This is a genomic window from Trichocoleus desertorum AS-A10 (assembly GCF_039962155.1).
In the GTDB taxonomy this organism is placed as follows: Bacteria; Cyanobacteriota; Cyanobacteriia; order FACHB-46; family FACHB-46; genus Trichocoleus.
The window spans coordinates 157,164-169,937 of sequence record NZ_JAMPKN010000008.1; the positions used below are offsets into that span (position 1 = coordinate 157,164).

The window sequence follows — 12,774 nt, forward strand, 5'->3', positions numbered from 1 at the left end:
ATCGGGATGACTGGATTCGAACCAGCGGCCCCTTCGTCCCGAACGAAGTGCGCTACCAAGCTGCGCTACATCCCGTCGTAGTCTCAACTAACCAAGTTTAGCCTATCACAGCACAAACATATTGTGATGCGCCGCTACTTGTTAAGATTAAGCATACATAACTTCAGCAATCAAAACTCAGCGTGGTTGTTAAGCCAGAGTGGTTACGGGTAAAAGCTCCCCAGTGGGAGCGAGTTGGTAGTGTCAAAGAAATCCTCCGGGATTTAGCACTAAATACGGTGTGTGAGGAAGCGTCTTGCCCCAACATCGGTGAGTGCTTTAATCATGGCACAGCAACGTTTTTGATCATGGGACCAGCTTGTACAAGGGCTTGTCCTTACTGCGATATTGATTTTGAGAAAAAGCCCAAACCACTCGATCCCACTGAACCCGATCGCTTGGCTGAGGCAGTGCAGCGATTGCGCTTGAATCACGTTGTGATCACCTCTGTAAACCGAGATGATTTACCTGATGGCGGTGCATCTCAGTTTGTCCGATGTATTCAGGCAATTCGAGAAACTTCTCCCAGCACTACCATCGAAGTTTTGATTCCAGATCTGTGTGGCAATTGGCAGGCACTAGCAACCATCTTGCAAGCACAACCAGAGGTGTTGAACCACAATACAGAAACCGTACCTCGGCTTTATCGGCGGGTGCGTCCTCAAGGCCAGTACGAGCGCAGTTTGGAACTTCTCAAGCGATCGCGAGAACTCGCCCCTTGGGTTTACACCAAGTCTGGCATCATGGTGGGCTTGGGAGAAACCGACGCGGAAGTGCGGGCAGCCATGCAGGATCTGCGAACTGTAGACTGTGACATCCTGACAATTGGGCAGTATCTACAGCCCAGCCAAAAACACTTAGGCGTGACCAACTTTGTGCCGCCAGAGCAATTTGAGGCTTGGCGACAATTTGGCGAATCTATTGGCTTTTTGCAGGTCGTGTCCTCTCCCTTAACCCGCAGTTCTTACCATGCGGAGCAAGTGAGGGTATTAATGGAACGCTACCCCCGTACCATTGATGCGCTCTCTGCTAATTCCTCACCACTAGCTTGAGCAAAGGGTTGTGCAAACTGTAACGCTGGCAGTACTTGGGGCAGGTGCGTGGGGTTCAGCTTTGGCAAATTTAGCAGCCAAAAATGGTCACTCTGTGCGCCTATGGTCACGCCATCAGGCTCAAAGCTTGAGAGAGGTAGTAGAAGGTGCTGATCTGATTGTGTCTGCAATTTCCATGCAGGGCGTGAGAGCCGTGGTTGAACAGATGCAATCCTTAGCGATCGCCAAGCCAGCGATTTTGATCACCGCAACCAAGGGGCTAGATCCAACTACCACACTCACTCCTTCCCAAATTTGGCAAGCTGCTTTTCCAGACCATCCGGTTGTGGTGCTGTCTGGACCCAACTTATCCAAAGAAATCGAAGCAGGTTTGCCTGCGGCCACTGTGGTTGCCAGTGAAAAAATGGTAGCGGCTGAGGTTGTGCAAGCGGTCTTCTCGTCTGGAATCTTTCGGGTTTATACGAATCCTGATCCCCTAGGCGTCGAATTAGGTGGCACGCTCAAAAATATTATTGCGATCGCAGTTGGAGTATGCGATGGTCTGCAATTAGGCACCAATGCCAAGGCCGCCCTTGTAACTCGTGGTCTAACAGAAATTATTCGGATTGGTACGCACTGGGGCGCAAAAACAGAAACCTTCTATGGTCTCTCTGGCTTAGGGGACCTGCTGGCAACTTGTAATAGTGTCCTAAGCCGCAACTATCGTGTTGGTTATGGTTTAGCTCAGGGTCGAACGCTCTCAGAAGTACTAGCGACATTGGAAGGAACCGCTGAGGGAATCAACACCACTCAAGTATTAATCCAAGTCGCTCGGCAGCACAATATTTCTATACCTATTTCCCATCAAGTGTATCGCTTGCTAGAAGGTGAGATTACTCCGCAACAAGCAACCGCAGCCCTAATGCTGAGAGACACTAAGCCTGAGAATAACGTTCTCAGGTTCTAAGCTAAGTTGACAGAAACATCATTAGGTTGACAAAACCTACATCAAAGCTTGTTGAAGCGTAGACCTGTTTGCAGATCTGGTGAAACTTAGCAAGTGATCAGGAAATCCTATGTAGGGTGATGTAGATTAACTTAGCATCGGACCTGAGTCACTCGTGGATGCCTATTCTCTCCTTATAGTTTGGATAGACGAGCTAAACAGGTTAACTGCATCTACCAAAAAGTAGATCTAAAGTTGGTGCAAGTAACAAGATGGGTGCCTACTGTAGACCTAATTGAAGCATGAAGCTAGCCCTTGAGCCGTTAAAGCTCGAATGCTACCCAGAAAGCCTGGCTGTTCAATTCGCCGCTGATGGTCGTGACCCAAGTTATGTCAGAAAAACTTGACCTAACTTAACCCTGGAACTCTCAGCCGCGTTCTGAAGTCTGACATGACGGGAACAATAGCAGCGAGACCTAGCTAGCAAGCCCCATAATTACCCGGAGCGACTGAGACGATCACTATGCCAGCAACATCTTTTTACGCTGATGCAGAATATGACGATCAACTGAACGCTACTAGCTTTCGGTTGAACAATGAAGACATCGAGCCAAGTGCCGATGATCTCGTTGACTTAGACATGGGGTATGCCGATCCAGCTAATGGTTTACGTAAAAGTGTGAGCCGCCGCACCACTGATCTAGTGCGCTTGTATCTCCAGGAAATTGGTCGGGTTCGCTTATTGGGGCGAGATGAAGAAGTTTCAGAAGCGCAGCGGGTACAGCGCTACATGCGATTGCTAGAGTTACGCAACGAAGTAGCAGCCGCAGGGGATGAACCAATTAAGCGTTATGTTGATTTGATTGAAGCCCATGACTGTCTAGCATCTCAGCTAGGTCATCGGCCTTCTCTAGAGCGATGGGCTACCCAAGCAGGCGTTACTGTCGCAGACCTAAAGCCAATTTTAGCCCAAGGGAAGCGTCGCTGGGCAGAGGTTGTAGCCTTAGAAGTAGCGGAATTGGAGCAGATTCAAACAGAAGGTCTGCGAGCCAAGGAACACATGATCAAAGCGAACTTGCGCTTGGTCGTATCTGTCGCGAAGAAGTACCAGAATCGAGGCCTAGAGCTGCTTGATTTGATTCAAGAAGGCACCCTCGGCTTAGAGCGAGCGGTAGAAAAGTTTGACCCAACCAAAGGTTATCGCTTTAGCACCTATGCTTACTGGTGGATTCGCCAAGGAATTACCCGGGCGATCGCAACTCAGAGCCGCACGATTCGCCTACCAGTTCACATCACTGAAAAGCTGAACAAGATCAAAAAAGCTCAGCGCAAGATTTCTCAAGAAAAGGGTCGGACGGCCACTATTGAAGACATTGCTACTGAGCTTGAAATGACGGCTCCGCAAGTTAGAGAAGTATTACTGCGAGTCCCCCGCTCTGTTTCTCTAGAAACCAAAGTAGGCAAAGAGAAAGATACAGAACTAGGAGATTTGCTGGAAACCGAAGATGTATCCCCTGAAGAAATTTTGATGCGGGAAGCCCTACGTCGAGACCTTCAGCAATTGCTTACAGACTTGACTAGCCGTGAGCGTGACGTGATCTTAATGCGCTTTGGTTTAGGCGACGGTCATCCCTATTCCTTGGCTGAAATTGGCCGAGCTTTAGACTTGTCGCGGGAGCGCGTCCGTCAGATTGAAGCGAAAGCTTTGCAAAAACTGCGTCAGCCTAAGCGTCGTAACCGAGTACGAGACTATCTAGAATCCCTTAGCTAACAACTGCTAGCGAAAGCTTGGAGAGACTTTTGTTTGCCAATTGCTCTTCAGGTTTTTGAGTAAGTTCTAAATAGTAGTAGGTTCGTACTAGGTACCTAATTAAATATTATTGTCAACAAGGCGATTCTCTTGATAATCACCTTGTTGATTGTGTATCATTCTCAATAAAGAGACTTTATTGGGAAGTTTACTTATGTCTCTCTACACAACGTCTTCACTAAAGGCTGAACTCAATGAGCGAGGCTGGCGTCTTACACCCCAACGAGAGACAATTTTGCAGGTATTTCAGAACCTTCCCAAAGGGAATCATCTGAGTGCCGAAGATCTATATAACGAACTACAAACAGATGGAGAACGGATTAGCCTATCTACCATCTACCGAACTCTGAAGTTAATGGCTCGGATGGGAATTCTGCGTGAGCTAGAGTTAGCAGAAGGCCACAAGCATTATGAAATCAATCAGCCTTACCCTTATTACCATCACCATCTGATTTGCGTACGTTGCAATAAGACGATTGAGTTTAAGAGTGACTCGATCCTAAAAATTGGCACAAAAACCGCTCAAAAAGAGGGCTATCATTTGCTGGATTGCCAGTTGTCGATTCATGCGATCTGCCCAACCTGTCAGCGTTCACTAATGCCTGCTTAAAAGCAGAGCTAGGTTACTAAACTTGCGCATCGGGGCAAGCGCTAGAAGCGCCCGTTCCGGACATCGCGATCGCTCACTCCATAAAACCGCTGGGCTGCTGCGATCGCTCTTTGGGTCGTAGGTCCCATACTGCCATCTAAGGCACCAGGATAAAAGCCTCTAGCCTTGAGTCGTCGCTGCAGCTCTAAAACACTAAACTTTTGGGCAGGACGCGCATTCTCCCCAAGGTAACCACCTTGCCCAAGGCCTGAGTTAGGGCTACGAGCCGTATCAAAACTAGAGGATCGACCTAAGCTAGCCCAAGTGCCAGAACCAACCACACCATCCCCCGTTAAATTACGATCGCGCTGAAATTGAATTACGGCTTGCTCAGTTGCTGGACCAAAGACCCCATCTATCGGCTCAAAATAGTAGCCTAATGTGTTTAGACGTCTTTGCAAATCTTCAACAGTAGCACCGCGATCGCCTAAGGACACAGTTGCCTGATCAACAGCGCTATTGTAGAACTCTGAACCAAAATTGCTCGGTTCGCTGCTGTAGTAGGAAGTGGCTGAAACTGAACTTGAGCTGAGTTGAGCACAATTCAGGGCTCTAGCTGTTGTAGAACCAACCACACCATCTGCTGTTAAGCCGCTGTCTTGCTGAAATTGCACAACTGCTGCTTCAGTTTTAGACCCAAAATAACCAAATGTGCTGGTGTCTAAGTAGTTTTGCTCGACCAGACATCTTTGCAACACTTCTACTTCTGGGCCTTCGTCTTCACGTTGTAGCGGCAACGCTAACACATGGTCAGCTAGGGTGAGCACTGCCAAACCAGCAATCACAGTGAGCAGTCGGATTAAAAACCCACTCGAAAGTTTTGCCCAATTTAGATCGCTGAACAGTTCTAAGGTTTTGGCAGCGGGAAATAATTCAACCCTTGGAGGTGCTTCGTAGCTTGAGACAAGGTGAAGATAAGCGAGGTTTTCCATAATTTTCCCGCGATGCACTGAAAAGCTGAGAAAAATCCAAAGTTCTCAGGCTCTAGGTCTGAGAAACTTTTCCAATATCTTATGCGATTTGGTTACTGGTGTTCAGTATTTTTACAGGGATTTTATAGTTGCTACATAACTTAATTCGAGCGCTCTGTGTTACCTGCTTTTACCCAGCCCGCGCGATCGCTGTTTTCCAGGCGAACTCGTTGCCATTGCTTATCAGAGCTTTCCTCTAGCACCACAACTCGGCTGTTAAATTCGATACCACCAATCTGGTTGGAATCGCGGCCAGGGCCATCTCGCAAAATTAAGCCAATCGGTTGCACGACACGAGCTTGATAAGCCCCTGGTTCTAAAACTGGAGCTGAGGCAGTGCTGGACACCTGAGAAGATTGAGTATTCCCAGCAGGCTTGGAAACTGTAGCGGCTTTATTAGTGAGCGGCTTGTCATTAGCAAACGCTGGTCTGGGGGGAGGAGCGGTGAGTTTAGTGACAAGATACCGAGCAGCCACCACTCCTCCTAGTCCCAAGAGGGCGATCGCCAGCGCAAAACCCAGCAGAAATTTTATTAGGTTTATCAGGCCAGACCACTTCATGGCTAAAACCAAATCAGACTGTATTCTACATTGCTGCTCCCAAATTTATCTGGATTTGGATGAGGAATTCCGACAAATCCTAAAATGCAAGTTCGCTTTAGTCAGGAGACTGTATGGAGCGAGAGACCCGGCTACTTAAGCCACCATGCCGAGAAGCTAAACGCGCTTTGCCAGCCGCCGCCCAATCCTGAAGAAATTGAATTTGCTCCCGTGCTGTTTGAGCCAAAGGAACCATTTGACTAGCCGCCTCCAGAATATCGTCAGTCGTAAAGTCCCGATTTTGGCTAAACCCGATATGCATTGCCTCTATGATGGTTTGCTCAATCTCTGCGCCTGAGAAGTCAGGAGTTTCATAGGCGAGGCGCTCCAAGTCGTAACTCTTTAGATTGTGAGATCTTAAACGAGACAAATGCACCGAGAAAATAGCTCGACGTTCTTCTTGACTGGGCAAGCCGACGAAGAAGATTTCGTCAAATCGGCCCTTACGCAACATTTCAGGTGGCAACGCCTGGACGTTATTGGCAGTTGCAACCACAAAAACAGGAGAAGACTTTTCTGCTAGCCAGGTAATGAAAGTGCCGAAGACGCGGCTAGTCGTCCCAGCGTCTCCTTTACTGTCAAATCCTGAAAAAGCTTTGTCAATTTCGTCAATCCACAGCACACAGGGAGCTAGCGCTTCAGCCAGCTGAATCATTTGCCGAGTTCGAGATTCTGATTCACCCACCAAACCAGCAAATAGTCGTCCTACATCTAGTCTCAGTAAGGGCAAATGCCAGTGGTGAGCGATCGCTTTAGCGGTTAAGGACTTACCAGTTCCCTGAATTCCAGCCAATAGCATACCTCTAGGATGCGGTAAACCATACTGTCGGGCTCGCTCAGAAAAAGCACCCCCCCGTCTCAATAACCAATCTTTGAGGTTATCTAAACCACCAATGTCTGAAATTCTTTCGGTAGCAGGGTAAAAATCTAAGATTTGCGTCTGGCGGATGGTCTGCCGTTTCTCTTCTAGGATCAAATCCACATCATCTGGTTGCAGTTCACGATGTGTGGCGATCGCTCGAGCCAACACCCGCCGAATTCGTTCGATGGAAAGACCTTGACAAGAGCGCACCAAATCATCTAGCGTTCGGCCTTCGAGAGATTGGCCTGTTGACACCAGCAGGCGCTCAATCTCAACCTGGATATCCTCAGGAGCAGGCAATGGAAACTCTAAAACAGTGATAACCTCGCTCAGCTCATCTGGAATGGTGATCTGCGACGCAACGAGAACGACATTCTTAGGCTGAGATTTGAGCAATCGAGCCAAATTCCGCAGTTTACGCGAAACAGAAACATCTTCTACAAAGCGATGAAAGTCACGCAAGATGAAGATAGCAGGAGCAGTTGCAGGTAGTTTTTCGACAAATTCTAGGGCTTGTAGAGGATTGCGCTTACCGAAGCCTGCATCATTAGCGTTGCCCTGATAGCCATCGACAAAATCCCAGATGTAAACTGCGCGATTACCTTGGTGCTTAGCAGACTGCGCGATCGCCGCTTCTACCCGCTCTTCTTCACGGGTTGGAATATAGATCAAGGGGTAGCGAGCTCGTAGCAGTAGCTCGAACTCATTGCTAAAGTTCATAAAACCATCCAACTCAGAACAGTGGGATCAAGAAGGTAGCTGTTTTCTCAAGGCCTCTAAAGAAGCCCAACGACTATCCGTTCCTGAAGAAGAGAGTGAGTCGGATAACTTAATGCCAGTACAAGCTGGGTCACATAGCTGCCGCTGAGGAATCGCCAAACATAGCTGCTCGTAGAGCCATTTAGCAGCATCGAAGTTGCCTTGAGGCGATAAGCTTTCTACTAAATCTTCTAGACCCACTTCGCGGTCTAAAATAATTGCATCTGCATCACCAGCCGACTCATCCAACCAGATAAGCTCGGAAGCATCCACAGCCAACCGATGATTGTAGTTTTGCAAGCAACGATGACAAGCCAAAGTAATAATGGTTTCGGCCTGCACTGAGACTTCTAAATAATTGCCGCGATGAGTGACCTTGAGCTGTCCCTGAACAGGAGTCAAAGTTTCCAGATCGGGAAGAAACTCTTTAAACTCAAGAACTTCTGTCTGCTCAGGAGCCCTCGTTAACTGAGGGATGTAAATGGCGTCCATACAGATTCTGTGCCAGTCAAAAAGTTGAGATGTTACTCTACCCTAGCAATTTATAGCTGTGAATTTAGCTGCGATGGTAGATTAGACAGCTCAGTTAGCTAGGTTCTGTCTGCGTCTGCTTCACCACTAAGCGCCGATCAGGTTCTCGGCCTCGACTATAGGTTTCCAAGTCAGGATACACCTTTAGGAAAGTGTGAATCTGCCGTCGCTCGGCTGAAGAGAGCGCTTTCATCTCCACCTCTTGACCCGTCTGGCGAACTTGGTCCGCTGCCTGCTCTGCCAAAGATTGCAGCTCAGCTTGACGGCGGGCGCGATATCCTGCTAACTCAATCGTGTAGGCTTTTTGCTGATCCTCAGCTTGGCCTAGGTTGAGAATAGTATTAGCAAGATATTGGAGCGCGTCCAAGACGGCCCCATTAGGCCCCGTCAGTTGTTGAATTTGTTCCGGAGTCAGGCCTGTTTCATCAATGGTCAGCCAATAGCTAGCCCTATCTTCTAGGGTTGCTTCAGTACCAGACTGTGTTGAGGTAGGGTCATGGGCCGCTTGCTCAGCGACTTGCACATCTGCTGGTAGATCCACCAAGCTCAATAATTCCTGAAGCCACTCTCGACCTTGTTGCACGCGATGACCGTCCTCCGGAAAGTAAATATGCCGATTACTCCAGTTAGGCCTTTTTCTTAGCCCGTCCTGGTTCAAAAGGAAGGGCTTCTCTGTCTGTACCACTACCACCAGAGGTTTTGGCCTCTTCATCCACAATCTTCTGCAAGTTTTCGGGTAGAGGCTCCCGTGACAGAATAAAGGTTTGGAAGGTTTGGAAGATGTTAGCTAGCAGCATGTACATCAAAACACCAGCTGGAAGCGGGAAGAACAAGAACATCCCAGAGAAGATAATTGGCGTAATCTTGTTGACCGTTGCCTGTTGGGGATTGGAATTAGGTCCTTGACCCGACAAGATTTGGTTGATGTACAAGCTGATACCAAAGAAGAGCACCATGCCAACGATGTCCCAATGGATCGTGCCATCGTCATCAAAGGCTCCAACTCGACCTAAGGCATCAATGAACAGAAATCCTTTGTCTGCTGCCAAGCCTGGGACGACACCCTGAACGCTCACTTCTCCTGGCTGGAGGGCTTCTAAGTTGCCACTCTCATCAATGCGAACTCGATCTTCGCCTTTGGTGATTTTCCAGCTAGGTTGGATTTTGGTTTCAGGATGCTCTTCTAATAGCGTACCTAGAGGCTTGCCATCTACGGTTTGAAACTCAATTTTGGTTTTTTCTCCAACGGCTAACCGGTTACCACCTGGCAGGAGGGCAACAACAGGTGCGTGGACCTTGTCAGCGATAAAGATGTTCTGGGGAGAAGTTGCAAACGCTTGAGGCTGAACCTGAGTAATCTGCTCCTGAGGTAGGATTTGCAGATTGACACTGTAGTTAGCATCTGAGAACGGTGAACCACGCAGCGTTGCAAAGAGGGCAAATAGCACCGGCATTTGCAGCAAAACAGGAAAGCAGCCTGCCAGCGGATTGCCAAACTCTTTGTAAATTTTGCTCATTTCCTCCTGCTGCTTAGCAGGATCGTCTTTGTGACGCTCTTGAATTTCCTTGACCCGCTTCTGCATAACGGGTTGGGTGACGCGCATCCGACGCATACTCCGGATCGAGCCAGCGCTGAGAGGATAAAGGGCAAAGCGAATTACTAGTGTCAGAGCCACGATGGCTAGACCGTAACTAGGCACAATCCCGTAGAAAAAGTCCAGGATTGGCAGCATGACATTGTTGGAGAGAAATCCTACACCGAAGTCCATTCGCTCTAAGTCAACCTACGTGCTCTGAATGTTCTAATCTAATCTATCTGATATTAATTCAGCCTGGAGAGGCATTGACATAAATAAAGCCCTTAAAGGGCTGAAGGTAGCAAGTCTTGGCGATCGCAAACTTAGTTACTGAATGCTTAGAAAGCCGCTCTGTCGCTCTCTATCGCTGCATTCAGGGAGTTAGGATTTAGCGCCCACTGCACCGCTTGCTTGCTGAGCCCTTGTAGAGAGCTTGTCGTTGATGTAGTCGTAGACCTCTCTAAAGTTAGGCACCGAGCGCAGCTCTAGACGGCTGCCATCTTTTAAGGTGATGACCATATCACCCCAAGCACCCAGTCCACGAGGTACAGTGACGATCTTGGCAATTTCGGAGTAGATGATGTCGGAGCGATCGCGTCCCATCCAACCACCAGTGACAGAAATGCGACGATTGGTAATGCGATAACGAACCCACAGGGCACGAACAATGGCCCCAACGCTTAGGGGGATACAAATAATGGTGAATCCTAACAAAAGGTTGATGATCAGATCGCCAATGTGAGGACCGCCCTCGTAGTATGATTCCTCGTTAGTCGCCATTACCTTAAAACCTCAGCATCTGCCAACAACTGCTCTAATTCTCGCAGAATTTGATGATAATCGCACTGAACGGCAGGGGGACGCACCACAACTACTAGCTGCCAGCCCAGAGGTAGCTGGGGCAAAAACCGTCGTAGAGCAGCCCGAATTTGTCGCTTTAGGCGATTGCGAACTACAGCACGTTTACTGACTTTTTGACTAACAGAAATACCAATCTGAGTTGGTAGTGCTGGAGAGTGGCTGGAATGGTTGAGATGACCTTGTTTGTTTAAGGCTCGTAAGGTTATGTTCGCCGTCGAGCGACGAATTCCACCTTGATAAACGGCACTAAAGTCTTGTCGCCGTTTAAGCCGATTTGACTGGGGCAGGGACACTTCAGTCTTCGAGCCACTCCGTTGATTGCAATAAGTACTGCCTAGACTGCAAGACGTTGACGGCCTTTTTGTCTGCGGGCCTTGATGACTCGCTGGCCATTCTTAGTACGCATGCGGGCCCGGAACCCGGAAGTTCTTTTTCTTTTGCGAGAGGTACCACCCAAAGTCCGCTGAGTCATAGTTCAAGTTGCTCCAAACGTGCCAATCGATTAAGCGTGAAAAAAGCCACAGTCTATCATCGTACCATCGATTTCGCACTGATTAGCTAACGCTGAGTTCCCAAGTGCCCAAGTAGCGTAACAGCGGCACATCACCGGGAGACAGAATCTGACAGTTGAAGTAAAAGATGCCAGGATTGGAAGGGTTTTTAACGTTGGAGAACACTAATTCAACAGCGCTGTTGGCGGGAATGGGTTCTTCGGGAATCAGTTCAATGACTCGGTTCTCTTTATTCCAATTCACTTCTTGGAGGGGAACACTCTTACCTTTGACCCGAATCTCCATATCGTCTTTATCGAACTTACCTTTGTAGTAGTTGGGGTAAGTAATGCTGAATTGAGCTACTGCTAATTTCATTTTCTTAGCTGGAACTCGGAGTCGATAGCGATCCCAACCGTTGGTATGCCCCCCAAAGTCTAAGCGGTAACTGAGCCGATATTCTGGCTTAACACCACTAAAAATGGTCAATCCAGGTAAGCTTTGAGCCAATGTAATGGCAGGAATTGAACCCAATAAGCAACCTGCGATCGCAAGAGTTGAGAAAGCGCCTCGTGCCATCAATTTCTTAGAGAACATAAGCTTTGTGCGTGGACAATAGGGTTGAGTGATTCAGTTGCAAAACTTCATCAATATTGACTTTACCAGGATTGATGAAGTTCCAACTGGGCTGAGTGACGCCGAGCCAAGGGAAAAAGTGCCATTAACCCAAGCTAGGCTCATCCACTGAGAAAAATCACTAATACAGCTTTATATCTGGCTGCTCAGGTTTTAGGTTACTGCACTACCTAATCAAATCAGGACGACCCTCAGAAGCACTTAATTTGCTTTCAGGATTTAGAGGGCCTGGTTTTACTAAGTAATGTCTTCAAAGTTGTGTCTTTAAATATTGAAATCTATTAAAACAAGTTAAAGATACCAATCTGATTTTGGGGATCAACATACTATGCAAAATACACCTCTACGCTTACCTGGGAATTTCTTGAATTGTTTGTTCTAAGTCAAGTAAATTTACAAGCTAACCGCATCCGTTATCACTGCTCAGGACAGTATGGCCGAGTTAGCCAAGATGAAGTAGAGCTTGTCTTTCGACAACGTGCGATCGCTGGCTTGAAAGGGAAAATAATAGCAGGAGTGCTATTGAAACCAGCATCACACTCGGAGGTTAAAGTTTGACATTAGTTATGGTAGAAATGTCGCTCTTAACCCAAAACTAAGTTGACGAGTCTGCTGTTTGAGGTTTTGAAACCTGAAGATTTGCTGCCATGACGACAAGGCTCAGCCTGAAAAAAGCTTCTCAGCCACTTAGTAATAGATCCGGCTAGCCTTTACTAAACAGGCTAGGTGCTGTGCTGAAAAAGCTGACAGAGCTTTATTGTCGTTAGTATCAGCAGTAAAGCAGATGTGAAGAGTAGCTGATGTGTGTTTTACCAGCAAAAGTAAGCGATCGCCCCCTTTTTGTTTTTGCTTTGCTGGCGATGAATTGATGGGTTGGAGTTTTTACTGCTTAAGTTTCACAATTACCTTTTAATAAATCGAGGCCCAGCTCCAGGCTGAGGTCAGGTAGCAGTCGAAATTTCACGACATTAATTGCCATTTCAAAGAGTGACGAGTCATTGATATTGATTAC

Annotated in this window: 14 protein-coding genes and 1 tRNA gene; 4 read left to right on the forward strand and 11 right to left on the reverse strand. The window is 47.7% G+C overall.

Translation table 11 applies throughout. From position 1 onward, the window contains the following. Position 1 precedes the first annotated feature (1 nt). Positions 2-75, reverse strand: a tRNA-Pro gene (locus NDA01_RS13535). 107 nt (positions 76-182) lie between these two features. Here NDA01_RS13535 and lipA point away from each other — a divergent pair. The 4 genes from lipA to NDA01_RS13555 all read left to right on the forward strand — a co-directional run bounded on the left by lipA (position 183) and on the right by NDA01_RS13555 (position 4,436). Then, positions 183-1,091, forward strand: coding sequence for a lipoyl synthase (lipA, locus tag NDA01_RS13540; RefSeq protein WP_348228342.1), 909 nt, complete (start codon positions 183-185; stop codon positions 1,089-1,091). 10 nt (positions 1,092-1,101) lie between these two features. Next, positions 1,102-2,037, forward strand: a complete 936-nt coding sequence (locus NDA01_RS13545; RefSeq protein WP_348228343.1) for an NAD(P)H-dependent glycerol-3-phosphate dehydrogenase — start codon at positions 1,102-1,104, stop codon at positions 2,035-2,037. A gap of 502 nt (positions 2,038-2,539) precedes the next feature. Next, positions 2,540-3,787 (forward strand): RNA polymerase sigma factor SigC, encoded by a 1,248-nt coding sequence (gene sigC / locus NDA01_RS13550; RefSeq protein WP_348228344.1) that lies wholly within the window; start codon positions 2,540-2,542, stop codon positions 3,785-3,787. Between the two features lie 193 nt (positions 3,788-3,980). Beyond that, positions 3,981-4,436, forward strand: coding sequence for a Fur family transcriptional regulator (locus tag NDA01_RS13555; RefSeq protein ID WP_190433285.1), 456 nt, complete (start codon positions 3,981-3,983; stop codon positions 4,434-4,436). A 41-nt stretch (positions 4,437-4,477) separates the two neighbouring features. Here the strand turns inward: NDA01_RS13555 and NDA01_RS13560 are convergent, their stop codons facing one another. From NDA01_RS13560 to NDA01_RS13605, 10 genes are all read right to left on the reverse strand, one after another. After that, the gene (locus tag NDA01_RS13560) at positions 4,478-5,407 is read right to left on the reverse strand and encodes a peptidoglycan-binding domain-containing protein (protein WP_348228345.1); all 930 of its coding nucleotides are present in this window, start codon (positions 5,405-5,407) and stop codon (positions 4,478-4,480) included. 140 nt (positions 5,408-5,547) lie between these two features. Beyond that, the gene (locus NDA01_RS13565; RefSeq protein ID WP_348228346.1) at positions 5,548-6,006 is read right to left on the reverse strand and encodes an SH3 domain-containing protein; all 459 of its coding nucleotides are present in this window, start codon (positions 6,004-6,006) and stop codon (positions 5,548-5,550) included. 97 nt (positions 6,007-6,103) lie between these two features. Next, on the reverse strand, positions 6,104-7,627 hold the full coding sequence (locus tag NDA01_RS13570; protein WP_348228347.1) for an AAA family ATPase: 1,524 nt from the start codon (positions 7,625-7,627) through the stop codon (positions 6,104-6,106). 27 nt (positions 7,628-7,654) lie between these two features. After that, positions 7,655-8,158 (reverse strand): YceD family protein, encoded by a 504-nt coding sequence (locus NDA01_RS13575; protein WP_190433292.1) that lies wholly within the window; start codon positions 8,156-8,158, stop codon positions 7,655-7,657. Between the two features lie 94 nt (positions 8,159-8,252). Continuing rightward, a complete protein-coding gene (locus tag NDA01_RS13580) occupies positions 8,253-8,780 on the reverse strand; it encodes a Jag family protein (RefSeq protein WP_313930135.1) in 528 nt (175 codons plus the stop codon). Positions 8,781-8,823: 43 nt separating this feature from the next. Next, positions 8,824-9,966, reverse strand: a complete 1,143-nt coding sequence (yidC, locus tag NDA01_RS13585) for a membrane protein insertase YidC (RefSeq protein ID WP_190553640.1) — start codon at positions 9,964-9,966, stop codon at positions 8,824-8,826. Positions 9,967-10,155: 189 nt separating this feature from the next. Then, positions 10,156-10,554, reverse strand: a complete 399-nt coding sequence (locus NDA01_RS13590; RefSeq protein WP_348228348.1) for a PH domain-containing protein — start codon at positions 10,552-10,554, stop codon at positions 10,156-10,158. Further along, positions 10,554-10,928 carry a ribonuclease P protein component gene (rnpA, locus tag NDA01_RS13595; protein WP_190553642.1) on the reverse strand — a complete coding sequence of 125 codons (375 nt, stop codon included), beginning with the start codon at positions 10,926-10,928 and terminating at the stop codon, positions 10,554-10,556. Before rnpA ends, NDA01_RS13590 begins: the two co-directional genes overlap by 1 nt. A 41-nt stretch (positions 10,929-10,969) precedes the next feature. Continuing rightward, on the reverse strand, positions 10,970-11,107 hold the full coding sequence (gene rpmH, locus NDA01_RS13600) for a 50S ribosomal protein L34 (protein ID WP_190433302.1): 138 nt from the start codon (positions 11,105-11,107) through the stop codon (positions 10,970-10,972). Positions 11,108-11,189: 82 nt separating this feature from the next. Then, entirely contained in the window at positions 11,190-11,723 is a 534-nt protein-coding gene (locus NDA01_RS13605; protein ID WP_190553643.1) for a DUF2808 domain-containing protein, read from the reverse strand. Positions 11,724-12,774 lie beyond the last annotated feature (1,051 nt).

What these genes read in the sequence shown, in the direction of transcription:
- NDA01_RS13570 (WP_348228347.1), bottom strand. Translation starts at nt 7,627, where the DNA reads ATGAACTTTAGCAATGAGTTCGAGCTACTGCTACGAGCTCGCTACCCC.
- NDA01_RS13565 (WP_348228346.1), bottom strand. Translation starts at nt 6,006, where the DNA reads ATGAAGTGGTCTGGCCTGATAAACCTAATAAAATTTCTGCTGGGTTTT.
- sigC (WP_348228344.1), top strand. Translation starts at nt 2,540, where the DNA reads ATGCCAGCAACATCTTTTTACGCTGATGCAGAATATGACGATCAACTG.
- NDA01_RS13590 (WP_348228348.1), bottom strand. Translation starts at nt 10,554, where the DNA reads ATGGCGACTAACGAGGAATCATACTACGAGGGCGGTCCTCACATTGGC.
- NDA01_RS13575 (WP_190433292.1), bottom strand. Translation starts at nt 8,158, where the DNA reads ATGGACGCCATTTACATCCCTCAGTTAACGAGGGCTCCTGAGCAGACA.
- rpmH (WP_190433302.1), bottom strand. Translation starts at nt 11,107, where the DNA reads ATGACTCAGCGGACTTTGGGTGGTACCTCTCGCAAAAGAAAAAGAACT.
- NDA01_RS13555 (WP_190433285.1), top strand. Translation starts at nt 3,981, where the DNA reads ATGTCTCTCTACACAACGTCTTCACTAAAGGCTGAACTCAATGAGCGA.
- NDA01_RS13560 (WP_348228345.1), bottom strand. Translation starts at nt 5,407, where the DNA reads ATGGAAAACCTCGCTTATCTTCACCTTGTCTCAAGCTACGAAGCACCT.
- yidC (WP_190553640.1), bottom strand. Translation starts at nt 9,966, where the DNA reads ATGGACTTCGGTGTAGGATTTCTCTCCAACAATGTCATGCTGCCAATC.
- NDA01_RS13605 (WP_190553643.1), bottom strand. Translation starts at nt 11,723, where the DNA reads ATGTTCTCTAAGAAATTGATGGCACGAGGCGCTTTCTCAACTCTTGCG.